Origin of the sequence: Atopobium fossor DSM 15642, assembly GCF_000483125.1 — a bacterium.
GTDB classification, from domain to species: domain Bacteria; phylum Actinomycetota; class Coriobacteriia; order Coriobacteriales; family Atopobiaceae; genus Atopobium; species Atopobium fossor.
On sequence record NZ_AXXR01000003.1, the window covers coordinates 222251 to 245772 of the forward strand.

At 50.0% G+C, this 23522-nt stretch carries 34 protein-coding genes; 1 reads left to right on the top strand and 33 read right to left on the bottom strand.

Annotated features, from left to right (window positions below; genetic code table 11):
• Positions 1 to 9: 9 nt before the first annotated feature.
• The 32 genes from rpsK to rpsL all read right to left on the bottom strand — a co-directional run bounded on the left by rpsK (position 10) and on the right by rpsL (position 17943).
• Entirely contained in the window at positions 10 to 411 is a 402-nt protein-coding gene (gene rpsK / locus G469_RS0101035; RefSeq protein WP_028263467.1) for a 30S ribosomal protein S11, read from the bottom strand.
• Between the two features lie 12 nt (positions 412 to 423).
• On the bottom strand, positions 424 to 792 hold the full coding sequence (rpsM, locus tag G469_RS0101040; RefSeq protein WP_028263468.1) for a 30S ribosomal protein S13: 369 nt from the start codon (positions 790 to 792) through the stop codon (positions 424 to 426).
• 15 nt (positions 793 to 807) lie between these two features.
• Entirely contained in the window at positions 808 to 921 is a 114-nt protein-coding gene (gene rpmJ / locus G469_RS0101045; RefSeq protein ID WP_002563183.1) for a 50S ribosomal protein L36, read from the bottom strand.
• A 140-nt stretch (positions 922 to 1061) separates the two neighbouring features.
• Positions 1062 to 1280 carry a translation initiation factor IF-1 gene (gene infA / locus G469_RS0101050; RefSeq protein WP_028263469.1) on the bottom strand — a complete coding sequence of 73 codons (219 nt, stop codon included), beginning with the start codon at positions 1278 to 1280 and terminating at the stop codon, positions 1062 to 1064.
• Between the two features lie 93 nt (positions 1281 to 1373).
• The gene (gene map / locus G469_RS0101055; protein WP_028263470.1) at positions 1374 to 2162 is read right to left on the bottom strand and encodes a type I methionyl aminopeptidase; all 789 of its coding nucleotides are present in this window, start codon (positions 2160 to 2162) and stop codon (positions 1374 to 1376) included.
• A complete protein-coding gene (locus tag G469_RS0101060) occupies positions 2159 to 2785 on the bottom strand; it encodes an adenylate kinase (protein WP_028263471.1) in 627 nt (208 codons plus the stop codon). The genes map and G469_RS0101060 overlap by 4 nt, the downstream gene beginning before the upstream one ends.
• A 16-nt stretch (positions 2786 to 2801) precedes the next feature.
• A complete protein-coding gene (gene secY / locus G469_RS0101065) occupies positions 2802 to 4088 on the bottom strand; it encodes a preprotein translocase subunit SecY (protein WP_028263472.1) in 1287 nt (428 codons plus the stop codon).
• A complete protein-coding gene (gene rplO / locus G469_RS0101070) occupies positions 4082 to 4531 on the bottom strand; it encodes a 50S ribosomal protein L15 (RefSeq protein ID WP_028263473.1) in 450 nt (149 codons plus the stop codon). Before rplO ends, secY begins: the two co-directional genes overlap by 7 nt.
• A gap of 13 nt (positions 4532 to 4544) precedes the next feature.
• A complete protein-coding gene (gene rpmD / locus G469_RS0101075; RefSeq protein WP_002563177.1) occupies positions 4545 to 4733 on the bottom strand; it encodes a 50S ribosomal protein L30 in 189 nt (62 codons plus the stop codon).
• A gap of 2 nt (positions 4734 to 4735) precedes the next feature.
• Positions 4736 to 5257 (bottom strand): 30S ribosomal protein S5, encoded by a 522-nt coding sequence (gene rpsE, locus G469_RS0101080; RefSeq protein ID WP_028263474.1) that lies wholly within the window; start codon positions 5255 to 5257, stop codon positions 4736 to 4738.
• A gap of 11 nt (positions 5258 to 5268) precedes the next feature.
• On the bottom strand, positions 5269 to 5637 hold the full coding sequence (gene rplR / locus G469_RS0101085) for a 50S ribosomal protein L18 (protein ID WP_028263475.1): 369 nt from the start codon (positions 5635 to 5637) through the stop codon (positions 5269 to 5271).
• Positions 5638 to 5699: 62 nt separating this feature from the next.
• Entirely contained in the window at positions 5700 to 6236 is a 537-nt protein-coding gene (gene rplF, locus G469_RS0101090) for a 50S ribosomal protein L6 (protein WP_028263476.1), read from the bottom strand.
• Between the two features lie 29 nt (positions 6237 to 6265).
• The gene (rpsH, locus tag G469_RS0101095; protein WP_028263477.1) at positions 6266 to 6664 is read right to left on the bottom strand and encodes a 30S ribosomal protein S8; all 399 of its coding nucleotides are present in this window, start codon (positions 6662 to 6664) and stop codon (positions 6266 to 6268) included.
• A gap of 98 nt (positions 6665 to 6762) precedes the next feature.
• Positions 6763 to 6948 (bottom strand): type Z 30S ribosomal protein S14, encoded by a 186-nt coding sequence (locus tag G469_RS0101100; RefSeq protein ID WP_028263478.1) that lies wholly within the window; start codon positions 6946 to 6948, stop codon positions 6763 to 6765.
• 64 nt (positions 6949 to 7012) lie between these two features.
• Complete coding sequence (gene rplE / locus G469_RS0101105; RefSeq protein ID WP_028263479.1) at positions 7013 to 7579, bottom strand: 50S ribosomal protein L5; 567 nt, start codon at positions 7577 to 7579, stop codon at positions 7013 to 7015.
• A gap of 274 nt (positions 7580 to 7853) precedes the next feature.
• Complete coding sequence (gene rplX, locus G469_RS0101110) at positions 7854 to 8162, bottom strand: 50S ribosomal protein L24 (protein WP_028263480.1); 309 nt, start codon at positions 8160 to 8162, stop codon at positions 7854 to 7856.
• A gap of 14 nt (positions 8163 to 8176) precedes the next feature.
• Positions 8177 to 8545: a 50S ribosomal protein L14 gene (gene rplN / locus G469_RS0101115; protein ID WP_002563169.1), complete on the bottom strand. Its 369-nt coding sequence runs from the start codon at positions 8543 to 8545 to the stop codon at positions 8177 to 8179.
• Positions 8546 to 8627: 82 nt separating this feature from the next.
• Complete coding sequence (gene rpsQ / locus G469_RS0101120; RefSeq protein ID WP_028263481.1) at positions 8628 to 8894, bottom strand: 30S ribosomal protein S17; 267 nt, start codon at positions 8892 to 8894, stop codon at positions 8628 to 8630.
• Between the two features lie 17 nt (positions 8895 to 8911).
• Positions 8912 to 9115 carry a 50S ribosomal protein L29 gene (gene rpmC / locus G469_RS0101125; RefSeq protein WP_028263482.1) on the bottom strand — a complete coding sequence of 68 codons (204 nt, stop codon included), beginning with the start codon at positions 9113 to 9115 and terminating at the stop codon, positions 8912 to 8914.
• Positions 9116 to 9117: 2 nt separating this feature from the next.
• The gene (gene rplP, locus G469_RS0101130) at positions 9118 to 9546 is read right to left on the bottom strand and encodes a 50S ribosomal protein L16 (RefSeq protein ID WP_028263483.1); all 429 of its coding nucleotides are present in this window, start codon (positions 9544 to 9546) and stop codon (positions 9118 to 9120) included.
• The gene (gene rpsC / locus G469_RS0101135) at positions 9546 to 10256 is read right to left on the bottom strand and encodes a 30S ribosomal protein S3 (protein WP_028263484.1); all 711 of its coding nucleotides are present in this window, start codon (positions 10254 to 10256) and stop codon (positions 9546 to 9548) included. The genes rplP and rpsC overlap by 1 nt, the downstream gene beginning before the upstream one ends.
• Positions 10257 to 10260: 4 nt before the next feature.
• On the bottom strand, positions 10261 to 10623 hold the full coding sequence (rplV, locus tag G469_RS0101140; RefSeq protein WP_028263485.1) for a 50S ribosomal protein L22: 363 nt from the start codon (positions 10621 to 10623) through the stop codon (positions 10261 to 10263).
• Positions 10624 to 10638: 15 nt separating this feature from the next.
• Positions 10639 to 10899 carry a 30S ribosomal protein S19 gene (gene rpsS, locus G469_RS0101145; RefSeq protein WP_002563163.1) on the bottom strand — a complete coding sequence of 87 codons (261 nt, stop codon included), beginning with the start codon at positions 10897 to 10899 and terminating at the stop codon, positions 10639 to 10641.
• A gap of 23 nt (positions 10900 to 10922) precedes the next feature.
• The gene (rplB, locus tag G469_RS0101150) at positions 10923 to 11756 is read right to left on the bottom strand and encodes a 50S ribosomal protein L2 (RefSeq protein WP_028263486.1); all 834 of its coding nucleotides are present in this window, start codon (positions 11754 to 11756) and stop codon (positions 10923 to 10925) included.
• Positions 11757 to 11915: 159 nt separating this feature from the next.
• A complete protein-coding gene (rplW, locus tag G469_RS0101155) occupies positions 11916 to 12218 on the bottom strand; it encodes a 50S ribosomal protein L23 (RefSeq protein WP_028263487.1) in 303 nt (100 codons plus the stop codon).
• Positions 12218 to 12844: a 50S ribosomal protein L4 gene (gene rplD, locus G469_RS0101160; protein ID WP_028263488.1), complete on the bottom strand. Its 627-nt coding sequence runs from the start codon at positions 12842 to 12844 to the stop codon at positions 12218 to 12220. Before rplD ends, rplW begins: the two co-directional genes overlap by 1 nt.
• A gap of 42 nt (positions 12845 to 12886) precedes the next feature.
• The gene (gene rplC / locus G469_RS0101165; protein ID WP_028263489.1) at positions 12887 to 13507 is read right to left on the bottom strand and encodes a 50S ribosomal protein L3; all 621 of its coding nucleotides are present in this window, start codon (positions 13505 to 13507) and stop codon (positions 12887 to 12889) included.
• Between the two features lie 229 nt (positions 13508 to 13736).
• Positions 13737 to 14411, bottom strand: coding sequence for a zinc ribbon domain-containing protein (locus tag G469_RS0101170; protein ID WP_028263490.1), 675 nt, complete (start codon positions 14409 to 14411; stop codon positions 13737 to 13739).
• A gap of 170 nt (positions 14412 to 14581) precedes the next feature.
• Entirely contained in the window at positions 14582 to 14890 is a 309-nt protein-coding gene (gene rpsJ, locus G469_RS0101175; RefSeq protein ID WP_002563157.1) for a 30S ribosomal protein S10, read from the bottom strand.
• Positions 14891 to 14937: 47 nt separating this feature from the next.
• Entirely contained in the window at positions 14938 to 17034 is a 2097-nt protein-coding gene (fusA, locus tag G469_RS0101180) for an elongation factor G (RefSeq protein ID WP_028263491.1), read from the bottom strand.
• A 21-nt stretch (positions 17035 to 17055) separates the two neighbouring features.
• A complete protein-coding gene (gene rpsG / locus G469_RS0101185; RefSeq protein WP_028263492.1) occupies positions 17056 to 17526 on the bottom strand; it encodes a 30S ribosomal protein S7 in 471 nt (156 codons plus the stop codon).
• A gap of 48 nt (positions 17527 to 17574) precedes the next feature.
• The gene (gene rpsL / locus G469_RS0101190; RefSeq protein WP_028263493.1) at positions 17575 to 17943 is read right to left on the bottom strand and encodes a 30S ribosomal protein S12; all 369 of its coding nucleotides are present in this window, start codon (positions 17941 to 17943) and stop codon (positions 17575 to 17577) included.
• Positions 17944 to 18260: 317 nt separating this feature from the next.
• Here rpsL and G469_RS0101195 point away from each other — a divergent pair, with 317 nt between their 5' ends.
• Positions 18261 to 19028, top strand: a complete 768-nt coding sequence (locus G469_RS0101195; RefSeq protein WP_028263494.1) for a class I SAM-dependent methyltransferase — start codon at positions 18261 to 18263, stop codon at positions 19026 to 19028.
• 55 nt (positions 19029 to 19083) lie between these two features.
• Here the strand turns inward: G469_RS0101195 and G469_RS0101200 are convergent, their stop codons facing one another.
• Positions 19084 to 23520: a DNA-directed RNA polymerase subunit beta' gene (locus G469_RS0101200; protein WP_028263495.1), complete on the bottom strand. Its 4437-nt coding sequence runs from the start codon at positions 23518 to 23520 to the stop codon at positions 19084 to 19086.
• Positions 23521 to 23522: the final 2 nt, after the last annotated feature.

Genomic DNA, 23522 nt, shown 5'->3' on the forward strand with positions numbered 1-23522 from the left:
CCTTCCTTACTACACGCGACGACGCTTGCACGGACGGCAACCGTTGTGCGGAATGGGGGTCTTGTCCTGAATGCTCGAAACCTCAAGGCCAGCAGCCTGGAGGGAACGAATGGCGGTCTCACGACCAGAGCCGGGGCCCTTTACAAACACGGAAACCTTGTGCAGACCGTGCTCCATAGCTGCCTTGGCGCATGCCTCTGCTGCCATCTGTGCAGCAAAAGGAGTGGACTTACGAGAGCCCTTAAAGCCAACAGTACCGGCAGACTGCCATGCAATTACATTACCCTGAGGGTCAGTAATCGAAATAATTGTGTTGTTAAAGGTGCTCTTGATGTGAGCCTGTCCAACAGCAATGTTCTTACGCTCAGAGCGCTTTACGCGTGCGCGAGCGTTCTTCTTCTGTGTAGCCATTGTCTAGTCTCCCTACTTCTTCTTGCCGCCGACCTGACGACGCTTACCCTTACGGGTACGAGCGTTCGTGTGGGTGCGCTGACCATGGACAGGAAGACCCTTGCGATGACGAAGGCCGCGGTAGCAACCAATCTCCATCAAACGGGCTACGTTCTGACGAACTTCACGACGCAAATCGCCTTCGACAGTATAGTTAGCATCGATGGCGTCACGAAGCTTGGTTACTTCGTCCTCAGTGAGGTCACGTACGTGAGTACCTGGATTTACTCCAGCTGCTTCACAAATCTTGGAAGCGCTGGTGCGGCCAATGCCGTAGATATAAGTTAGACCGATCTCGACACGCTTCTCGCGTGGGAGGTCGACACCGTTAATACGGGCCAACTTCGTGCTCCTCTCTTAGCCCTGGCGCTGCTTATGGCGCGGGTTCTCGCAAATCACGTATACCTTACCGTGACGGCGAATGACTTTGCACTTATCGCACATCTTTTTAACGGAAGGACGTACCTTCATTTTCAATTCCTCTCGATAGTTCTATTACGAACCCTCGTGCTATGGTGGCTGATCAGGTGGAGCTGATCTAGCGCTATCTACTCGCCCAGCCGCAGGCGTGAATAACCGTTTGCTGTCCCTTACAAGGACAAAGCGCTTACTTACTTGTAACGGTAAGTAATGCGTCCACGAGTCAAGTCATAGGGAGAAATCTCCACTACAACTTTGTCACCAGGAAGAATACGAATGTAGTTCATTCGAATCTTGCCCGAGATAGTGCACAAAATAGTGCTTCCGTTTTCGAGCTCAACATTGAACATCGCATTTGGCAGTGGCTCGAGTACTTTTCCCTCAAGCTCGATTGCGTCCTGTTTGCTCACTGGTGTATACCTCTCCTCGCACAATATCGGCGATTAGACATCATACCTAAACAATTGGTATTTTGTCCAAACGTCACCAATTGAACATAGATTCTAAAGCTGACCACCATACAAGGAGCACCATGCACCGTTGTCATCGGCGGAAACAATTACCGGACCATCTTCTGTAATCGCAACAGTATTCTCATAATGCGCTGCCAAAGAATGATCGATAGTGGAAACTGTCCAACCATTGGGAGCTACATCAACCGTAGGATTACCAAAGGTAATCATGGGTTCGATTGCAATTACCATACCAACCTGCAGGCGAACACCACGACCGCGCTTACCATAGTTAGGAACATTTGGCTCTTCGTGCATGTCACGGCCAACACCATGGCCTACATACTCACGAAGAACTCCAAAACCGTTCTTCTCGGCAAGCTCTTGACAGGCATTTCCAATATCACCTACATGATTACCAGGAAGAGCCTGAGTAATTGCTGCTTTAAGACAATCACGCGTTACCTCGCATAATGCCTTAGCCTCACGGGAAGGCTCACCAACAAAGAAGGTCCAAGCGTTGTCGCCAGCCCAACCATTTACTGTTGCTCCCGTATCAATAGAAATGATATCGCCTTCGGAAAGACGAACGTCAGCAGAAGGAATACCATGGACTACTTGCTCATTTACACTTGCGCAAATAGAGCCAGGAAAGCCGCCGTATCCCTTAAAGGTGGGAGTTCCGCCGTGCATGCGGATTACACTCTCGGCAATCTGATCAAGTTCCAACGTACTTACGCCAGGCTTGATCGCAGCACCAACGCGGCGGAGCGCCATCTTAGACAGCGCTCCGGAGACTTTCATTTCTTCAATCTGCTGCGGTGTTTTGATAATAATCATAGACCGAGCTGATCCTTTACATCTAGGTAGACAACATCAACAGGGCGATCGCCATCAACCTTGTTGAGAAGACCACGCTGCTGGTAATATTCAACAAGTGGCGAAGTCTGCTGCTCGTAGACATCAAGGCGATGCTTAATAGTCTCGGGCTTGTCGTCATCACGCTGATACATTTCTCCATCGCACCTTGGGCAAACCTCGTTTGCGGCAGTACCGGTATAACCACATACCTTGCAAGTACGACGTCCGCTTAAGCGTGCAACAATAACATCGGCTGCTACATCTACAAGCAGTGCAGAGTCGATGGACTTACCCATAGTTTCTAACGCATCATCAAGAGCAACTGCTTGAGCCGTATTACGAGGGAAGCCGTCTAGAATAAAACCCTTCTGTGCATCTTCTGCATCAAGACGTTCTTTTACCAAGTCAATAATAAGTTCATCAGGTACCAAGGTACCAGCATCCATAAAAGACTTAGCTTTTACGCCTAGAGAGCTTTGAGCCTTAACAGCTGCACGAAGCATATCTCCAGTAGAAATATGAGCCACTCCGAATTCAGCTACAAGCTTCTGAGCCTGAGTTCCCTTACCTGCGCCAGGAGCGCCGAGCAATACGATGTTCATGTACGTCACTCTTCTCCTACTTAAAGAAGCCCTCGTAGTTATGCATCTTCAGCTGTGCCTCAAGTTGGGAGATGGTGTCCATTGCAACACCAACCATAATCAAAATCGAGGTACCGCCAAACGTCCTAATAAGCGCATTGGACGTAAAGGTAAATGCAATAGAAGGAACCACTGCAATGAGTGCCATAAAGATAGCACCGGGCAGCGTAATATGATCAAGCGTGCTCTTAATGTAAGCAGCGGTAGCAGAACCTGGACGTACACCAGGAATGAAGCCACCTTGCTTCTTGAGGTTATCTGCTGTCTCCTCTGGATTAAACACCATTGAAGTGTAGAAGTAAGCAAAGAAGACAATGAGCAAAACAGAGAGAGTCCAGTTTACCCAGCCCGAAGAAACAGCATTCGCAACACTGTTAATCCAATCAACACCTGGGAAGAACACAGCAATCTGTGCAGGGAAGTAGAGAATTGCAGAAGCAAAAATGATGGGAACTACGCCTGCAGTATTTACCTTAATTGGTAGATACGTAGACTGACCACCCATAATCCTACGGCCTACAACACGCTTTGCATACTGAATAGGAATACGACGCTGACCACGCTCAATGTAAACAATGAACGGAATAACAAGCGCAATTACCAAAACAGTAAGGATTGCGTACAGAATACCCTTATCAGAAGACTGGATAGTGCCCTGGATTGCTGAAGGAAGACCACTCATGATATTGGTAAAGATAATCAGAGACATACCATTACCTACACCACGCTGAGTGATAACCTCACCGAGCCACATAATCATGATTGCGCCTGTAACCATAGTTACAACAACCACTGCATCCATGAGAAACTCGGGTGCGCCACTGTTTGCAAAGCTAATACCAAAAGCAGGACTCTTAAACAAGAAGAGATAGCCAACGGCGCTGATAAACGCAAGCACAATCGTAATATAGCGGTTATATTGCGTAATCTTGCGCTGACCAGACTCGCCTTCCTTGGCAAGCTCACTCAAAGAAGGAACAACAGTCTGCATCATCTGCATAATAATTTCTGCAGTGATGTACGGCATGATACCTAGGCTAAACAGCGACACACGAGAGAGTGCACCACCCGAAAATAGGTCGAGCACTGAAATAAAACTTGCATTAGAAGATGCGCTCTTGTAAGCAGCAAGCATGCCTGCAAAGGGAATGCCCGGTACAGGAAGGTGTGAACCAATCCTGTACAGGAACAAAATACCCAACGTAAGCAAAATCTTGTTACGAAGCTCTTTAATGCGGAATGCGTTGGCGATTCCCTTTAGCACGGGAGATCAACCTTTCCTCCAGCCGCCTCAATCTTAGCCTTAGCAGAAGCGGAAACTTTATCCACCTTGACGGTAAGCTTCTTAGTAATCTCGCCGTCACCGAGGACCTTAACGGGAACGAGCTCGGACTTAATTACGCCCTTCTCTACCAAAGCAGCACCATCTACCGTGTCGCCATCGGAGAAAAGACCATCGAGACGAGCAACGTTTACAGGAGCATACTCGACACGATTAATGTTGCGGAAGCCTGGGAGCTTAGGAAGGCGCATAGCTAAAGGCTGCTGACCGCCCTCGAAACCTGAACCCTTGCCGCCACCTGCGCGGGAAAGCTGACCGTTTTGACCGCGGCCAGCGGTAGTACCATGACCAGAGGAGTTACCGCGACCCACGCGCTTGCGGGCCTTCTTGGCACCCTCTGCGGGACGAAGATCATTGAGCTGCATAGTAGGCTAACTCCTAGTTCTCTTCTACAGTCACGAGGTGCTTGACCTTAAAGATCATACCTCGGACACTGGGATTATCGGGAAGTACGGCTACGTCGTTAATCTTACGAAGGCCCATTGCACGGCATGTTGCCGTCTGATCCTTCTTTACAGAAGCTACGGCGCTACGAACGAGCGTAACCTTAAGAGTCTTGTCTGCCATTATTAGTTCTCCTTACCGACGAACATCTCGCCGACGGTCAGGCCACGACGCTCAGCGGTCTGCTCGGGGCTCTCAAGCTCCTTGAGACCCTCTGCGGCTGCCTTAATCATGTTAAGTGCATTGTCGGTACCTAGAGAGTTTGCAAGTACATTGGTGATGCCAGCAAGCTCAAAGAGGGGGCGTACAGGACCGCCGGCAATAACACCGGTACCCTCTACTGCAGGCTGAATAAGAACGCGGCCTGCGCCATAATGACCCTCTACTGCATGAGGTACAGAACCAGACTCGGTAATAGGTACCTTAAACATGTTCTTCTTGGCGTCGTCAACTGCCTTCTGAATTGCCAGAGGCACCTCGGCGGAACGACCAGAACCAAGACCTACGTTGCCCTTACCATCGCCCACTACTACCAGTGCGACCAAAGACATACGGCGACCGCCCTTAACAGTCTTGGAAACACGGCGGATGAATACTACGCGCTCCTGAAGATCAGTCTCTTGCTGGCGCTTACGATCACGTGCCATCTAAATTCCTCCTAGAACTTCAGGCCCGCGTTGCGGGCGCCATCTGCGAGTGCCTGGATACGACCATGGTACACACGGCCACCACGATCGAACGTAACCTCAGTTACGCCCTTCTCGACAGCGCGCTTTGCAACGAGCTCGCCTACGAACGCAGCAGCCTCCTTATTGGAAGCCACCTTGCCTGTTGCCTTGAACTCAGGGTCGAGTGTGGAGGCAGCACAAATGGTTTTGGCAGCGACATCGTCGATTACCTGTGCATAAATGTTGGCATTGGTACGGTGTACGCTCAAGCGAGGACGCTCGGGGGTACCCGAAATCTTGGCGCGGACACGGCGCTGGCGGCGCTTAAGTCCGAGCAACTTTGCCTTAAACTTGTTCATTAACACTCCTTTTTATGCCGCCACCTAACGGGGTGACGGTCTTTTATATTCGCAAGGCGAGGTTACTTAGCAGCCTTACCAAGCTTACGACGGATGTGCTCACCAACGTAGTGAATACCCTTGCCCTTGTAGGGCTCTGGAGCACGCTTAGCGCGAATCTCGGCGGCAACCTGACCAACCTGCTCCTTAGAAATGCCCTTTACGTTGATGTGAGTGTTATCGGGTACCTCGAAAGTAATACCTTCGGGTGCGGGATAAGGTACTGGATGAGAATAACCAAGAGAAAGCTCGAGATCTTTGCCCTTAAGAGCTGCACGGTAACCAACACCAGTGAGCTCAAGTTGCTTCTCAAAACCAGCAGAAACACCAATAACCATGTTGTTAATAAGGGTGCGTACAAGACCCTGCTGTGCGTTGGACTCGGTGGAGTCATCTACGCGAGAAACCAGAATCTCCTCGCCCTCCTGAGCAATGTTTACAAGCTCAGAGAAGGTGCGCTCGAGCTCACCTTTGGAGCCCTTTACGCTTACCTTAGAACCATCTACTGTCACGGTGACTCCAGAAGGAATCTGGACAGGCTTCTTACCGATACGAGACACGGTGTCTCCTTTCCTAATTCCTTAGAGTCTTACCAAATGTAAGCGATGACCTCGCCGCCAACGCCGTTCTTACGTGCATCGCGGTCGCACATCATGCCCTTAGAAGTGGAAATAATTGCAGTACCAAGACCACCAAGTACACGAGGCAAATCCTCTACTGCAGAGTAAATACGCAGACCGGGCTTAGAGATACGACGGATGCCCTTGATGGTCTTTGCGCGACGCTCACCATACTTAAGTGTGATGGTCAGAGTCTTTTGGGGCTTAGTGTCCTCTACAACATAGCCCTCTACATAGCCCTCTTCGCTAATAACGCGAGCGACCTCAACAAGAACCTTAGTGGAAGGCATAGATACGGTTGCCTTACCAGCAGAGTTCGCATTGCGGATGCGCGTAAGCATATCAGCAATAGGATCGGTAACGTTCATGTAGTTTTCTCCTTTGTTAGAGATGAATTTCCATGTCTGGTTCGCTTAAACCCATGGTAAAAGCGCCTTTACATGGCTGCTTCCTCAGCAGCAGCTGTTTACCAGCTGGCCTTCTTTACGCCAGGAAGCTCGCCCTTGCTTGCAAGCTCACGGAAGCAAACACGGCACAAACCGAACTTGCGATATACGGAGTGGGGACGACCACAACGCTGGCAACGGTTCTGAGTGCGCGTAGAGTACTTCGGCTCACGCGAAGCCTTGACGATCATCGATGTCTTAGCCACAAATCCTCCTTCATAAAGTCGTCTTGGCGTATACCAAGCCGCGACTTACCAAATAATAAATGCCTTAGTTCTTCTTAAAGGGGAAGTTAAAGGCGGCGAGAAGTGCCTTACCCTCTTCGTCGGTACCAGCAGTGGTAACAATGGTGATATCCATACCACGCGTGTGGTCCATCTTATCGAAGTCAATCTCGGGGAAGATGAGCTGCTCGGTTACGCCCATGGAGAAATTACCACGGCCATCGAAGCTCTTATCGGAAATACCACGGAAATCGCGAATGCGAGGAATTGCAACAGCAATCAAACGATCGAGGAATTCCCACATACGATCACCGCGAAGGGTAACCTTAGCGCCAATGGGCATACCAGCGCGCAGGTGGAAGGTTGCAATAGACTTACGAGCGCGGGTAATAATGGGCTGCTGACCCGTAATAACACGAAGGTCTGCTACAGCACCATCAATTGCCTTAGCATCGGTTGCAGCCTCGCCAACACCCATGTTAACCACGATCTTCTCAAACTTAGGGATCATGTTTACATTGGCGTAGCCAAACTGCTTCTGGAGCTCGTCACGAACGGTGGCGAAGTACTGCTCCTTCAAGCGAGGGACTACTTTGTCCTTCTGATCTGCCATGTTGTCTCCTTAACTCATGGTGGCTTACGCGCGGGGATCGCCTCGCGCCCCTTTGTTTGGCATGCAAAGGGCCATAGCACGCCCATTACGCATAGACATGCATCGATACAGTTTAGTGATTTGCGCGACGCATTACCACTGTTTAGTAGATTATCTTGAGATTTTCACACGTAGCCTGCACATTTATGACGTTCTCAAGGCCATAAAGACAAGAAAAGACCCTGCTCCTTAGAACAGGGTCTTGTACATGCTACCGAGAAATTCTAGCTGTTGCTTAAATTTCCTCACCGGAACGCTTTGCATAGCGAACCTTGGTGCCATCCTCGGATACGCGGTAGCCTACGCGGGTAGGCTTGCCATCCTTAGGATCTACGAGGGCAACATTGGAAACGTCGATAGGAGCTTCCTTGGATACGATGCCGCCCTGCTGGTTAGCCTGGGTAGGACGCATTGCCTTCTTAATGATTGCAACGCCTTCTACAACAACCTTATTCTTGGAAGGAAGCGCACGCAAAACCTTGCCCTGCTTGCCCTTGTCCTTACCAGAAATTACTACTACGAGGTCGTCCTTCTTAATTTTCATATTCGCTCCCTTGCCTACAGCGTCTCAGGTGCGAGAGAGACGATCTTCATGTACTTGCGATCACGCAACTCACGGGCAACAGGCCCAAAGATGCGGGTACCGATAGGATTACCATCCTTGTTGATTACAACGCAAGCGTTTTGATCAAAGCGGATGTAGCTACCGTCTTTACGACGGGTCTCCTTAACGGTACGAACGATAACGCAACGTACGATATCGCCCTTCTTTACATTGCCACCAGGGGTAGCCTCCTGAACAGCACCAATAACGACGTCGCCAATACCGGCATAACGACGCTTGGAACCACCCAGAATCTTGATGCACTTCACGCGTCGCGCGCCGGAGTTATCGGCAACTGCGAGCATGGTCTCCATTTGAATCATCAGATCCTCCGAACATATCCTGCCAGAGGTGTGTCCATCGAGCGACACACATGGCATGGAGTGGAATACTTAAAGATCGTGCTTACTTGGCCTTCTCAACGACCTCAACGACACGCCACCTCTTGGTCTTAGACAGAGGACGAGTCTCCATTACACGGATGGTATCACCCAAACCGGCAACACCCTCCTCGTCATGGCAGTGAAGCTTCTTGGTGATGGTCATCATCTTGCCGTACTTAGGATGACGCTTGCGGTCCACAATCTGGATGGTCACGGTCTTCTCGCCAGAGATAGACGTAACGACGCCAGTGCGGAGCTTGCGCGAATTCCTGGTTTCGATATCGCTCATATTTTATCTCCTGCGATCTACTTAGACTGTGCTGCGATTTGACGAGCACGCATCTCGGTCTGGACGCGGGCAATGTCACGCTTGACGGTGGTTACACGCGCTGTATTGTCCAACTGGCTGGTAGCCATCTGGAAGCGGAGGTTAAACAGCTCGGCACGGCCGTCCTCTAGCTTTTGAGTGAGCTCCTCATCAGAGAGCTCGCGGAGTTCAGTCGACTTCATGGTTACTTATCCTCCCCGTCCTGATCGGCGCGGGTAACAATCTTGGTCTTAATAGGAAGTTTGTGCTGTGCAAGACGAAGTGCCTCACGAGCAACGTCATCAGCAACGCCGGTAATCTCAAACATGATACGACCGGGCTTTACTACAGCTACCCACTCCTCGGGGTTACCCTTACCCTTACCCATGCGGGTCTCGGCAGGCTTCTTAGAGATTGGCTTGTCAGGGAAGATGGTAATCCAAACCTTACCACCACGACGCATGCGACGGGTGATAGCAATACGGGCAGCCTCAATCTGACGATTGGTAATCCAGTGGGCTTCCTCAGCACGGATACCATAGGTACCAAAGTTGAGCTTGGTGTGCCCCTTGGCAGCACCCTTCATGGAGCCACGCTGAACCTTGCGGTGCAGTACGCGCTTAGGAGCTAGCATTATTTGCTCCTCCTTTCGCCACGACGGCGAGGACGGCTGGTGCCTTCAAGTGCAGGATTAGGTGCAGGCTGACCAGGAAGCTTCTCGCCAAGATAAATCCAGACCTTTACACCACAAGCACCCATGGTGGTGCGAGCAGTGTTGGTGCCATAGTCAATCTTTGCGCGCAAGGTGTGCAGAGGTACGCGACCCTCGCGGTACCACTCACGACGACCCATCTCGGCGCCACCAAGACGACCGGAGCACTGAATACGAATGCCCTTTGCGCCGGCCTTGCGTGCAGACTGAACAGCCTTACGCATAGCACGACGGAAAGCAATACGCTGCTCAAGCTGCTCAGCAATAGACTGAGCAACGAGGTTTGCGTCAAGCTCAGGACGCTTTACCTCTACAACATCAACGGAAACCTGGCCTTTTTTGGCCTGGCAGAGCTTCTCAAGATCGCCGCGCAATACGTCAATCTCGGAACCCTTCTTGCCGATGACAATACCAGGACGAGCGGTAAAGATGATGATCTTTACCTTATCGCCAGCACGCTCGACCTCCACGCGGGAGAGAGCAGCACGAGCGAGGCGCTTCTCGAGGAAGCGACGAATCTCGAGGTCGTTACCAAGGTTTTGGGCATAGTTCTTGTTGCCTGCAAACCAGCGGGAACGCCAGTTCTCGGTAATACCGAGACGGAAGCCAGTAGGTTGAACTTTCTGACCCATGCTCTTATGCCTCCTTTCGTGGAGCAACAACTACAGTGATATGGCTCGTACGCTTGTTAATGCGTGATGCGGAGCCTTTGGCACGAGGACGAATGCGTTTAAGCGTAGGACCCTCGTCTACAAATGCTGCCTTAACAACAAGGTTCTCACGACGAAGACCGTTGTTATTCTCGGCGTTAGCAATAGCAGAGCGTAGTACCTTCTCTACATCAACAGCAACGGCACGCTCGGTGAAGGCGAGCTTCTCCAATGCGCGGTCAATAGACAAGTTGCGAATAGTACCAACCACGAGACGAGCCTTGCGGGGGGCGACGCGGACGTACTTGGCGGTTGCGCGAACCTCGTTAGAGGTGGTGTTGTTTGCCATTTGTCGTTACCTCCCCTACTTAACCTTATGACCGCGGAATGTGCGGCTTGGTGCGAACTCGCCCAATTTGTGACCAACCATAGATTCGGTCACATATACAGGTACATGCTTGCGGCCATCGTGAACAGCGATGGTATGACCAACCATCTCGGGGAAGATGGTAGAAGAACGCGACCAGGTCTTGATTACGTCCTTGGTGCCAGCCTCGTTTTGTGCAGCAACACGCGCAAGGAGGCGAGTCTCCACAAACGGGCCCTTCTTGAGACTTCTGCTCATTTAATATCTCCTACTACTCGTGTTTACTTCGTCTTACGACGACGAATGATCAGACGGTTGGAAGCCTTCTTCGGGTCACGCGTCTTTGCACCCTTGGATGGCTTGCCCCAAGGAGATACAGAAGGACGACCAGAAGTATGGTTCTTGCCCTCGCCGCCGCCGTGTGGGTGGTCAACAGGGTTCATGACCGTACCACGAACGGTAGGACGAATACCGCGCCAACGGCTACGACCGGCCTTGCCGCCCGTAATGTTGGAGTGATCAGCATTGCCAACCTCGCCAACGGTTGCGCGGCAGGTGAGAAGAACACGACGAAGCTCGGAAGATGGCATACGAAGAACTGCGTAGCCGTTGTCCTTACCCATGAGCTGAATGGAGGTACCAGCAGAGCGTGCAATAGCAGCACCCTTACCAGGCTGGAACTCTACAGCGTGTACCAAAGTACCTACAGGAATATCAGCCAAAGGAAGGCAGTTGCCAGGCTTAATGTCTGCATCGGAACCAGAAACTACCGTGTCGCCTACATTGAGACCCTTAGGTGCAAGGATGTATGCCTTTGCACCATCCACATAGTGAAGAAGCGCAATACGAGCAGAACGATTAGGATCGTACTCGATAGTGGCAACCTTAGCAGGAATGCCATCCTTGTTACGCTTGAAATCAATGATGCGGTACTGACGCTTGTGGCCGCCACCCTGGTGACGGGTGGTAATGCGACCATTGTTGTTGCGACCTGCATGCTTAGAAAGCGGGGCGAGAAGGGACTTCTCTGGCTTATCCGTCGTAATCTCGGCAAAGTCCGAAATCGTCTGGAAGCGACGGCCCGCGCTCGTGGGCTTAAGGTGCTTAACTCCCATAAATCTTTCCCTTTCTATATCCGTTAGCTACTTCGTTTAAGGGATTGAGGCCTATGCCTCAAACGAAGCAACACCGGAATACCACGGTGCCGAGCGTATCCATATAACGCACAGCACACTACGTACGCCCCCGCTAGTGCGGGGGCTTTAGTACCAAACTTAAGCCTCGGCTACCTGCTGGTTGCCGAAGATCTCGATGGAATCGCCCTCAGCGAGGGTAACGATTGCCTTCTTCCAGCTGCGAGTTTTGCCGGTAACATAGCGGACACGCTTGTTCTTAGGCTTTACCGACATAGTATTAACCTTTACAACACGAACGTTGAAAAGCTTCTCAACTGCAGCGGCAATCTCTTCCTTAGCAGCACCTTGTGCAACCTCAAAGGTGTACTTGTGCTGGCTCATAAGGTCAAAAGAACGCTCAGAAACTACTGGGCGGATAATTACGTTATAAACAGAGTTCATTATGCGAGCACCTCCCCAAAGTACTTAGCAACATCAGCGCTCATGATAAGTGCCTTGTTGTCAATGAGGGATGCAGCGGTTGCTTCAGAAGCACCAATTACATTGACCTTCTCAACATTGCGGAAGGACAAGAAAGTGTTTACGTCCTCGTCAGAAACAACGACAGTAACACGCTTACCAGCAAGCTCAAGGTTCTTGAGAAGAGCAACGGCCTGCTTAGTAGAAGGAGCATCAAAGTTGAGACTATCTACAACTACGAGCTCACCATCTGCAAGCTTGCCAGAAAGCACAGAGCGAAGTGCAAGCTTTACCTCTTTAGCATTGGTACGACGTGCATGAGAGCGAGGGGTAGGTCCGAAGACTACGCCACCGCCTGCCCACTGTGGAGCACGGATGGTACCCTGACGAGCGCGACCAGTGCCCTTCTGACGCCAAGGCTTAACGCCGCCGCCAGAAACAGCAGAACGATTCTTGGTTGCATGAGTGCCCTGGCGCATAGAAGCAGCCTGGCAAACAACAACCTGGTGTACTACAGGAATGTTTGGCTCAATGCCATAAACGTCAGAGGAGAGCTCGACTGTATCTACAGCCTTCCCCTCAGCGTTTTTGATTTCAATCTTGGACATCATGTTCTCCTTGTTAGCCTAAAGACTTGGTACTGTGTGGCCTTAGGCCATGCGGATAGAGACGATAGCGTTCTTACCGCCAGGGACAGCACCCTTTACGAGCATGATGTTCTGCTCGGCGTCAACCTGAACCAGCTTAAGGTTCTTAACGGTTACACGCTCATCGCCCATGTGACCTGCCATGTGGAGGCCCTTACGGACTCGTGCAGGATATGCACACTGGCCAATAGAACCGGGCTTGCGCTGGTTACGAGAACCATGAGTCATAGGTCCACGGTGGAAGTTCCAACGCTTGATGGTGCCCTGGAAACCCTTACCCTTAGAGGTACCAGTAACGTCTACAGAAGCAACCTCAGCAAAATCGGCCACAGAAACTACGTCGCCTGTGTTGAACTGAGAACCATCCTCAACGCGAACCTCGCGCAGCGTACGCATAGGCTCAACGCTAGCCTTAGCAAAGTGACCTGCCATAGGCTTGTTTACGTGCTTGGACTTGATGTCACCAAAGCCAATCTGTACAGCATCATAGCCGTCAGTTGCCTTCGTCTTTACCTGCGAAATAACGCAGGGGCCTGCTTGGATTACGGTTACAGGTACGACGTTGTCATTCTCGTCAAATACCTGCGTCATCCCAAGCTTGCGGCCGAGAATCGTGCTGACCATACTAATCCTTACCTTCGGTGGTCATAGGACCTAAAGAGCGCACCCTACGCCCTTCCCCAGCGGACCACAACTTGTGTGATTGCATCCTTGAGACACAATTGCCCCAGTGATGCAGCCTATCTATTGTAGACGGATTTTGCTCACTTCACAATGTCTACGTATAAAAAGTTTGGCATCTAGCTGGGAATTAAACACCCACGTACTCGGGCGTATCCATAAGTTTAAAGTTTTAATTTGGTATGGTATTACCATACTTTTTCCAGTCTTTATAGAGCAAATAGGTTGCAGCCGCAAAAGCACCTACGCCAACAACCAAAAAGTAATATCCAATCCCATGGCTAAAAAACATACCTATCTTTGGATCATTAATAGTGAGATTTATATCCCAGATATTGGCAAGGCCCCATACAGCAGTAATGCCACTAAAAATTGCAGCATACTGATCTGTGCGCTTGTTGTAAGCAATGAGGGCAGCAACCGCATTAAGAACAAGAATCGCACCATTTGTACTTTGGATAAGCACTGTATTGTGGAAGAGGCTAAAAGCGCTGACAGAGACAAACGGCGTAAGACAGCCAAGAATACAGGCAATAGTGCCCACAAGCACACATATATTCTTTTTAGTTTTAAGCTCTTGGAACATGCGATAGCGCTTCTTTGCAAAGTTTTCTGTTACCTGATGAACGCTCTTCTCGGCAGCATCAAACATCTGATTTGCTGATGTCTTTTCTTGCTGTGTGGCGCTAGGAGCAGCGTTTTGCATGACGGGATTGCCTTGGTACGCTGAGCCTGGCTGAGACGTAGAGGCATCTGACTGGATTTTTGTTAAGTCAAGAGAGGCCCCACAGCTTGTGCAAAACTTTGCATTATCAGAATTTTGGGCACCACAGTGCGAACAAAACATAGCCACTCCTTTTAGAGTTGCATGAGTATAATCTTTGAACTTGAGTATACCTAACCACATAAAGTGTAGAAATGTTCTTGTTCCAACGCATGGTCTATACATACAACAAGAGCCCCTAGCTTCCCAAGGGCTCTTGTACTATAAGCTATTGCTAAGCTGTGATGTATTGCTTAGAGCTTAATCTGGATATCTACGCCTGCAGGCAAATCAAGACGCATAAGCGAATCAACAGTAGAGGACGTAGGCTCTAGAATGTCGATAAGACGCTTGTGAGTACGCATTTCAAACTGCTCACGGCTGTCCTTATCCTTGTGTGGTGAGCGAATAACGGTATACAGATTGCGCTCGGTAGGCAGAGGAATGGGACCGGAAACACGGGCACCAGTCTTCTGTGCGGTATCAACGATAAGCTTCGAGGACTGATCTACTACCTCGTGATCGTAGCCCTTGAGGCGAATCCTAATCTTCTGGCTTGACACTTTAAGTACCTCCATCATTGAGCTATGAGCTCGTAAGGGTTTGTCTCTTAGGCGTTACCGCCGGCTTTGCTTACAATCTCCTCGGCAACAGCCTTGGGGACTGCCTCATAAGAGCCGAACTGCATGGTATAGCTAGCACGACCCTGCGTCTGAGAGCGAAGATCGGTTGCATAACCAAACATCTCACCCAGAGGAACCTTAGCGCGGATAATCTTGGTATCCTTGCGATCCTCCATGCCCTCAATCTTGCCGCGACGGCTGGACAGGTTGCCCATTACATCGCCCATGTACTGCTCGGGAGTCTCGACAACTACGTCCTCGATAGGCTCAAGCAAAACGGGATCGGACTTCTTAAGAGCATCCTTGATTGCCATAGAACCAGCAATCTTAAATGCTGCCTCAGAGGAGTCAACCTCGTGGTAAGAACCATCAACCAGGGTTACCTTAATGTCTACTACTGGGTAGCCAGCAACTACACCGCTATCCAAAGCTTCCTGGATGCCTTTGTCGATGGAAGGAATGTACTCCTTAGGAATAACACCACCAACAATTGCGTTAACAAACTCGTAGCCGGTACCAGGCTCTGCTGGCTCCATGTCGATAACAGCGTGACCATACTGACCACGACCGCCGGACTGACGTACGAACTTGCCCTCAGCATGCTGTACTGCATGACCTGCAGTCTCGCGGTATGCAACCTGAGGCTTACCAACGTTTGCATCAACCTTAAACTCACGACGCAGACGATCAACAATGATCTCTAGGTGAAGCTCGCCCATACCAGCAATGATGGTCTGGCCGGTCTCGTGATCGGTATGAACCTGGAAGGTTGGATCCTCTTCTGCAAGCTTAGCAAGACCAACGGACATCTTGTCCTGCTCTGCCTTGGTCTTGGGCTCTACTGCAACGTCAATTACGGGGTCAGAGAACTCAATGGACTCAAGAATAATCTTGTGGTGCTCGTCGCACAGGGTGTCACCAGTAGTGGTGTTCTTTAGACCAACAGCGGCAACAATGTCACCTGCAGAGCACTCTTCACGGTCTACTCGATCATTGGCGTTCATCTCGAGGATGCGGCCAAGACGCTCGCGACCATCCTTAACAGAGTTGTAGACATAGCTACCAGCCTCTGCCTGGCCAGAGTAAACGCGGAAGTAGGTAAGCTTACCTACGAATGGGTCAGTCATAACCTTAAAGGCAAGAGCAGAGAAAGGCTCCTTGGTGTCTGCCTTACGGGTAAGCGTATCACCAGACTTGGGATCGGTGCCCTCAACATCAGGAATGTCCAAAGGACTGGGCAAGTAGTCGATAACTGCGTCGAGCAACTCCTGAACGCCCTTATTCTTGTATGCAGAACCAACGCATACAGGGTTGAGATCATTGGCAAGAACGCCCGCACGAATTGCATTCTTGAGCTTCTCGGCAGGAATCTCCTGCTCCTCAAGAATCATCTCCATGAGCTCATCATCATAGGTAGCTGCTGCCTCAAGAAGCTCCTCGCGCTTCTCTTCTACGATGTCTGTAAACTCCTCAGGAATGGCATCCATCTTCTCGGGGAAAATCATGCCCTTAGCATCCTCTTTGAAGTCCCATGCTTCCATGGTTACTAGGTCAACAAGACCCCAGAACTGATCCTCGGCACCCATGGGAACCTGGATTGCAACTGCATTAGCAGACAGGCGCTCCTTCATGGTCTCGATTGCATGGAAGAAGTCTGCACCAATGCGGTCATACTTGTTGATAAACGCAATACGAGGGACGTTGTAATTGGAAGCCTGACGCCAAACGGTCTCGGACTGAGGCTGTACACCTGCAACAGCATCGAAGACTGCTACTGCACCATCCAAAACACGCAAGCAACGCTCTACCTCAGCGGTAAAGTCTACGTGACCTGGGGTATCGATAATCTGAATTACGTGATCCTTCCAGAAGCACGTAGTTGCAGCGGAGGTAATGGTTACGCCACGCTCCTGCTCCTGAACCATCCAGTCCATGGTAGCTGCGCCATCGTGAACCTCACCAATTTTGTGGGTCTTACCCGTGTAGTAAAGAATACGCTCGGTAGTTGTCGTTTTACCTGCATCGATGTGAGCCATGATGCCGATATTACGAAGATCTTCGAGTTTATACTTAACCTTTGCCATAAATTACTCCAGACCTTCCAATTAGAAGCGGTAGTGAGAGAAGGCGCGGTTGGCCTCTGCCATCTTGAATACGTCCTCACGCTTCTTGATGGATGCACCTACGCCATTGGAAGCATCTACAATCTCATTTGCAAGACGCTCTGCCATGCTCTTCTCCTTGCGAGAACGAGAAAAACCAACGAGCCAACGAATTGCAAGAGTGGTAGCACGACGGGAGTTAACCTCCATAGGTACCTGATAGGTAGCGCCACCAACACGCTTGGGCTTAACCTCAAGAGTAGGACGTACATTGTCCATAGCCTTCTTAAATACGGTAAGAGCATCCTCACCAGTCTTAGAAGCTACGAGGTCAAAAGCGGTATATACAATGCGCTCAGCGGTAGATTTCTTACCGTCAAGCAAAATCTTGTTAATGAGCTGGGTTACAAGCCTGTTGTTGTAAACGGCGTCAGGCTGAACCTCACGACGAACTGCTGCTGCACGACGCGGCATTATTTTCTCCTCAGAACTTTAGGGAACGAACGTTTAATCCTTGGTTAATTAGCCACGCTTAGCACCATAGCGGGAACGACCCTGCTTACGGTTTTGAACTGCTGCGCAGTCAAAAGCACCACGGACAATCTTGTAACGAACACCAGGAAGGTCACGAACACGGCCACCGCGGATAAGAACGATGGAGTGCTCCTGAAGGTTGTGGCCCTCACCAGGAATATAGGCGGTTACCTCAATGCCATTTACAAGGCGTACACGAGCAACCTTACGAAGAGCCGAGTTAGGCTTCTTAGGGGTGGTGGTGAATACACGAGTGCATACGCCACGCTTCTGTGGGTTGTGCTGGAGAGCAGCGTTCTTGGACTTGGCCTTAACGCTCACACGGCCCTGACGGACGAGCTGATTAATTGTAGGCAAAGCTTTCTCCTTCTTACCTATTGATAAACAAATATGCTAACCCTCAAAGGCGACGCAGCACCATCACCTAGAATTGTCGCAATGTGGAACAATACAACGCTCAAGCTTGAGCGTCAACACACCACGGTACCGGGCGTATCCTTACTTCACATCACATGCACATTTACTACAGACTTACTATGTTGATTGCTACTTATTTTGCTTAAGACATACAGGTCAGCATTTCCATAACTTGATATTTTCAATAGTTTTGTCAATGTAAACTTATTGTATGGGAAAGAAGCAGGCTGCAAGATAACCAGAGAGGCCGTTAGTGCATGAACAAGAAAGAGCTAGAAAAGATCTGGAAAAAAGAAGAAAAACTCGCTCATATTCATGGATGGGACTTCTCTCATATTCACGATAGATACATGGAAGAAGACCTCTTACCGTGGGACTTTGGAAAGGTTATTCAGAGCTATCGAAAAGATAGTATGAAACTATTAGATATGGAAACCGGTGGCGGTGAGTTTTTACTTACCCTCAATCATCCTAGCAAAAATACAGCAGCAATCGAGGGTTACCCTCCCAACGTAAAACTCTGTAAAGATGTTTTATTACCGCTGGGGATTAACTTTAAGGAAGCGGACGGAAATGACACATTGCCTTTTTCTGACAAGTGTTTTGATATCATTACAAATCGTCACGGCGACTATCGTGTTGCTGAGTTACAGCGCACCTTAAAACCAAGAGGACTTTTTCTTACCCAGCAAGTTGGAGCAAAAAATGACCGTGAATTAGTCCGACTTTTACTCCCCCATATCACGGAAGATCCTTATCCAAAACAATATCTTGATGTGAGAAAAGAAGAGTTTCTTGAACATAATTTTGAAGTGCTAGAGAGTGGAGAAGTGTACCAGCCAATCCGATTCTTTGACGTTGGTGCCCTTGTTTGGTTTGCGAAAATTATTGAGTGGGAATTTCCTGGTTTCTCTGTTGATAGTTGTCTTGAACAGCTACATAAAGCGCAGAAAGTACTTGAAAAGAATGGCGTAATTGAAGGAAATATTCACAGATTTTATCTAGTAGCAAGAAAAATGGCCTGACCGAAATAAATCGGACAGGCCATTAACGTTTTATAACCAGTAACGGTTACAACAGTTACTCTTCTTCGTCAGCTGCAGCAGCTGCATCTTCCTGACGAACTACCTGGCTGAGAAGGTCATCAAGAGAATCAAGATCCTCGTTAATAGCCTCCATACCAGAAGGGGCAGCGCTGGTGGAAGGGGCGCCAATCAACTCATCGGTATAGTGGTGAGTTGCGGGAGCTGCAGTGCCAAGCATAATGTCACCGTCATCGTCGGGACTAAATACCATGTTAAGCAGCTGTGCCAAATCCTCGTCATCTGCTACATCATCCTCAGGCTCAAGGATGTAAAGCAGGTTACGAGCCTCAAGACCATCACGAAGCTCCTCAATGGCCTTTGCGCCAATACCATCAATACGCAGCAACTCATCCTCAGACTTGCCGATAAGATCGCCTACGGTCTCGATGCCTACCTCGCTAAACTTATTGGTCCAACGCTGAGATACTCCCAAATCGTCAAATAAGTAGAGCTTCGCTTCTTCACTGGAAAGCGTACGACCATTCTTGGAGTAAACGCCACCCATGGGGTACTCATCGCCAACCCAATCAAGCTGCTGAGGAAGCTTCTCTTCAAGGTCCTTAAGCATATCTGGTGCCCATTCAGGCAAGGTCTTCTCGTTAGAAGCCTTGGTAATAGGCATACCGTGATACGTAAGCTCAACATCGTTGTAGGCGGAAAGACCAGTACCTGCAGGAATCTGCTTACCAACAATAACGTTGGACTTGAGATCGAGCAGGTTATCAACCTCGCCCCTAATAGCACCGTCCGTAAGAACGCCAGCGGTACGGATGAACGAAGCGCTGGACAACCAAGAATCAATGGAGCTTGCAACGCGCAAAGTACCCAGAATAACAGGGGTTGCCTCGGGAGGCGTGCCACCAGCAAGCTGGATTTCCTTAACGGTATCCGCAAACTCATAACGATCAACGTACTGGTTGAGCAAATAGCGAGAAGAGCCGGGGTTTGTAATCTGAACACGACGCAGCATCTGACGAGCAATTACCTCGATGTGCTTATCGTCCAAATCTACACCCTGACTGGTGTAAACATCCTTAACAGATTCTACGAAGATGTGCATCGTAGACTCAATATCCGTAAGCGTACGCAAACGACGGAAGTTTACAAAGCCCTTAGTAATCTGGTCACCAGCACGAACGACGCAACCATCCTCAATACCAGGCATGAAACGGACGGATACGGGAACCTTTTTCTCGACAATAACGCGAGTGGTATCCTCGGGATCCACAATCTGCAAGACATAATCGGTAGTCTCGGGCGTAATCTTAAGGATGCCGGAGTTCTCTGCCAAATCTGCCTCGCGACCCAAGATCTTCTCGTTAACGTTGCCTACAACGTCAAACATACGAGCAACAGTAGGAAGACCCTGCGTAATATCGTCTGCACCTGCTACACCACCAGAGTGAATGGTACGCATCGTAAGCTGAGTACCAGGCTCACCAATGGACTGAGCTGCAATAATACCAACTGCTGTACCAATGTTAACGGGACGACGGGTGGAAAGATCCCAGCCATAGCACTTCTGGCATACACCGTACTTAGAGCGACAGGTAAGCAGAGCACGAAGCTCAACCTTCTTAAGACCAGCATCAACAAGCTTCTGGATGTCCTGAGCGGACTCAAGGTATGCATCCTTAGCAAGAAGCACACTACCCTGCTCGTCCACAATGTCATTGAGCGCACAGCGACCGATAAGATCGGTGTTGAGCTCAGTAGTACCAGGCTTAATGAGGTTGTAGGTTACACCCTCATCAGTACCACAGTCTTCCTCACGAACAATAACGTCCTGAGCTACGTCTACCAGACGACGGGTCAAATAACCGGAGTCGGAGGTATGGGACGCAGTATCTACCAGGCCCTTACGAGCGCCATAGGTGGAGATGAAGTACTCCAGAGGCTCAAGGCCCTCACGGAAGTTAGCCTTAATAGGAAGGTCGATGGTATCACCAGACATGTCTGCCATCAAACCACGCATACCAGCAAGCTGACGCAACTGCGTCTTAGAACCACGGGCACCAGAGTCGGCCATCATGTAGATGGGGTTATCCTCAGCAAAGCCATCGAGCATCTTGGAGCCCAGCTCTTCGGTGCAAGAGGTCCAAGCCTGAATTACCTCGGCATGACGCTCGCGCTCGGACAAAAGGCCGTCCTCGTAGTTCTCGTTAATTTCATTAACAGCAGCCTGTGCCTCTTCGAGCATCTGCTCCTTATCGTCAGGAATAACAGCATCCCATACAGAAACAGTAAGGCCAGCGCGGGTTGCAAAGTGGAAACCAGCGTACTTAATGCTGTCGAGAATATCCTCTACCTGCGTAAGCGAGTAGCGATCACAGCAATCGTTAACCAACTTGCCCATATCGCTCTTTACCATCTTGTAGTTGATAAAGGGATAATCTGCGGGAAGACACTGACGGTTAAAGATAATGCGACCAACGGTGGTCTCGAAACGAGCGGCGCTATTGGTAACATCGTAATCTACGGTTTCACCACGGCCAGTACGCACGCGGAAGAACTTCTTGCCATCCTGCTCTACATTGGCATCAGCAGCAGATACACGAACGGTAATCTTTGCCTGGATGTCAAGCTCGCTACGAGAGTCGTAGGCGCTCATGGCATCGTTGAAGTTGGAGAATACACGACCCTGACCTGCTACATCATCCTTAGCAGTTGTAAGGAAGTACACGCCAAAGACCATATCCTGAGAAGGAACGGTAAGAACCTTACCAGAGGCTGGGCTTCGAACATTGTTGGACGAAAGCATAAGAACGCGAGCTTCGGTCTGAGCCTGCGTAGAAAGAGGTACGTGTACAGACATTTGGTCACCGTCGAAGTCTGCGTTGAATGGTGCGCAGACCAGAGGATGCAGGTGAATTGCCTTACCCTCTACTAGGACGGGCTCAAATGCCTGGATGGACAAACGGTGCAGCGTTGGTGCGCGGTTGAGAAGTACGAGGCGATCCTGAATGACCTCCTCCAACACATCCCATACTGCGGGGATGGCACGATCGATGGCACGCTTAGCACCCTTGATGTTCTCGACCTTGTTGAGTTCAACAAGACGGCGCATAACAAAGGGCTTAAACAGCTCGAGCGCCATAGCCTTAGGAAGGCCGCACTGGTGCAGTTTAAGCTGGGGATCTACTACGATTACCGAACGACCAGAGTAGTCTACACGCTTACCCAAAAGGTTTTGACGGAAACGACCTTGCTTACCCTTTAGGGCCTCGGCAAGAGACTTCAGAGGACGTCCACCACGGCCGGTGACAGGACGACCACGACGACCATTATCAAACAGTGCGTCTACGGCTTCCTGCAGCATGCGCTTCTCGTTATTAACAATGATTGCGGGAGCATCAAGGTCAAGCAAGCGCTTAAGACGGTTGTTGCGGTTAATAACACGACGGTACAAATCATTGAGGTCAGACGCAGCAAAACGACCACCGTCAAGCTGAACCATAGGACGAAGATCTGGTGGAATAACAGGGATTACATCCAAAATCATGTCCGCTGGATCGTTGTGACCCTCAAGGAAGGCATCAACAATCTCCAGACGCTTTACGGCCTTCTCGCGTTTTGCCTTCTGGCCTTCTACGTCTGCTACAATCTCGCGCAGCTCCTTGGATTCTTTCTCCAGGTCAATAGAGCGAAGAAGGTCACGTACGGCCTCGGCACCCATGCCGCCCTTAAAGTAGATGGAGTAGTAGCGCTTCATCTCACGGAACAAAGACTCATCAGAAATAAGATCACGCTTGGAAAGCTGCATGAACTTCTCGTAAGCCTCACGACGAAGCGTCTTCTCTTCCTCGTACTCTTCCTCGATGTCTGCTACTTCTGCACGAACCTCATCTGCAGTAAGAGGCTCAACATCATCAAAGGTGTTGCCGGAGTCCTCGCCCTGCTCACGTACACGAGCAATCTGCTCGTCGCGCTCTGCATCGAGTTCCTCAATGTCTGCAGCAAGCTCCTCGCGCAAATCGTCCTTATCGGCCTCACGAGCCTCGGTATCTACCTCGGTAATAACATAGCTCGCAAAATACAGAATCTTCTCGAGGTCCTTGCCCTTAACGTCAAGCAAGCGAGCCAGAGGGAAGCTGTTGGGAGACTTGAAGTACCAAATATGGCTTACAGGAGCAGCCAGCTCAATGTGACCCATGCGGTCACGACGAACCTTAGCACTGGTTACCTCTACGCCACAGCGCTCGCAGACAATGCCCTTAAAACGAATACCTTTGTACTTACCGCAAGAGCACTCCCAGTCCTTTACAGGTCCAAAGATTTTCTCGCAAAACAAGCCGTCTTTTTCGGGCTTAAGCGTGCGGTAGTTAATCGTCTCGGGCTTCTTTACCTCGCCAAAAGACCAGCTACGGATCTGATCGGCAGAAGCAAGCGAGATCTTAATGGCATCGAAGTCGGTGGTATCGAAATCTGCCACGT

What these genes read in the sequence shown, in the direction of transcription:
- rpsK (WP_028263467.1), bottom strand. Translation starts at nt 411, where the DNA reads ATGGCTACACAGAAGAAGAACGCTCGCGCACGCGTAAAGCGCTCTGAG.
- rpmJ (WP_002563183.1), bottom strand. Translation starts at nt 921, where the DNA reads ATGAAGGTACGTCCTTCCGTTAAAAAGATGTGCGATAAGTGCAAAGTC.
- map (WP_028263470.1), bottom strand. Translation starts at nt 2,162, where the DNA reads ATGATTATTATCAAAACACCGCAGCAGATTGAAGAAATGAAAGTCTCC.
- G469_RS0101060 (WP_028263471.1), bottom strand. Translation starts at nt 2,785, where the DNA reads ATGAACATCGTATTGCTCGGCGCTCCTGGCGCAGGTAAGGGAACTCAG.
- rplO (WP_028263473.1), bottom strand. Translation starts at nt 4,531, where the DNA reads ATGCAGCTCAATGATCTTCGTCCCGCAGAGGGTGCCAAGAAGGCCCGC.
- rpmD (WP_002563177.1), bottom strand. Translation starts at nt 4,733, where the DNA reads ATGGCAGACAAGACTCTTAAGGTTACGCTCGTTCGTAGCGCCGTAGCT.
- rpsE (WP_028263474.1), bottom strand. Translation starts at nt 5,257, where the DNA reads ATGGCACGTGATCGTAAGCGCCAGCAAGAGACTGATCTTCAGGAGCGC.
- rplR (WP_028263475.1), bottom strand. Translation starts at nt 5,637, where the DNA reads ATGAACAAGTTTAAGGCAAAGTTGCTCGGACTTAAGCGCCGCCAGCGC.
- rpsH (WP_028263477.1), bottom strand. Translation starts at nt 6,664, where the DNA reads ATGAACGTTACCGATCCTATTGCTGATATGCTTACGCGCATCCGCAAT.
- rplE (WP_028263479.1), bottom strand. Translation starts at nt 7,579, where the DNA reads ATGGCAGATCAGAAGGACAAAGTAGTCCCTCGCTTGAAGGAGCAGTAC.
- rplX (WP_028263480.1), bottom strand. Translation starts at nt 8,162, where the DNA reads ATGAAAATTAAGAAGGACGACCTCGTAGTAGTAATTTCTGGTAAGGAC.
- rplN (WP_002563169.1), bottom strand. Translation starts at nt 8,545, where the DNA reads ATGATTCAAATGGAGACCATGCTCGCAGTTGCCGATAACTCCGGCGCG.
- rpsQ (WP_028263481.1), bottom strand. Translation starts at nt 8,894, where the DNA reads ATGAGCGATATCGAAACCAGGAATTCGCGCAAGCTCCGCACTGGCGTC.
- rpmC (WP_028263482.1), bottom strand. Translation starts at nt 9,115, where the DNA reads ATGAAGTCGACTGAACTCCGCGAGCTCTCTGATGAGGAGCTCACTCAA.
- rplP (WP_028263483.1), bottom strand. Translation starts at nt 9,546, where the DNA reads ATGCTAGCTCCTAAGCGCGTACTGCACCGCAAGGTTCAGCGTGGCTCC.
- rpsC (WP_028263484.1), bottom strand. Translation starts at nt 10,256, where the DNA reads ATGGGTCAGAAAGTTCAACCTACTGGCTTCCGTCTCGGTATTACCGAG.
- rplV (WP_028263485.1), bottom strand. Translation starts at nt 10,623, where the DNA reads ATGGCAAACAACACCACCTCTAACGAGGTTCGCGCAACCGCCAAGTAC.
- rpsS (WP_002563163.1), bottom strand. Translation starts at nt 10,899, where the DNA reads ATGAGCAGAAGTCTCAAGAAGGGCCCGTTTGTGGAGACTCGCCTCCTT.
- rplB (WP_028263486.1), bottom strand. Translation starts at nt 11,756, where the DNA reads ATGGGAGTTAAGCACCTTAAGCCCACGAGCGCGGGCCGTCGCTTCCAG.
- rplW (WP_028263487.1), bottom strand. Translation starts at nt 12,218, where the DNA reads ATGAACTCTGTTTATAACGTAATTATCCGCCCAGTAGTTTCTGAGCGT.
- rplD (WP_028263488.1), bottom strand. Translation starts at nt 12,844, where the DNA reads ATGTCCAAGATTGAAATCAAAAACGCTGAGGGGAAGGCTGTAGATACA.
- rplC (WP_028263489.1), bottom strand. Translation starts at nt 13,507, where the DNA reads ATGGTCAGCACGATTCTCGGCCGCAAGCTTGGGATGACGCAGGTATTT.
- G469_RS0101170 (WP_028263490.1), bottom strand. Translation starts at nt 14,411, where the DNA reads ATGTTTTGTTCGCACTGTGGTGCCCAAAATTCTGATAATGCAAAGTTT.
- fusA (WP_028263491.1), bottom strand. Translation starts at nt 17,034, where the DNA reads ATGGCAAAGGTTAAGTATAAACTCGAAGATCTTCGTAATATCGGCATC.
- rpsG (WP_028263492.1), bottom strand. Translation starts at nt 17,526, where the DNA reads ATGCCGCGTCGTGCAGCAGCAGTTCGTCGTGAGGTTCAGCCTGACGCC.
- G469_RS0101195 (WP_028263494.1), top strand. Translation starts at nt 18,261, where the DNA reads ATGAACAAGAAAGAGCTAGAAAAGATCTGGAAAAAAGAAGAAAAACTC.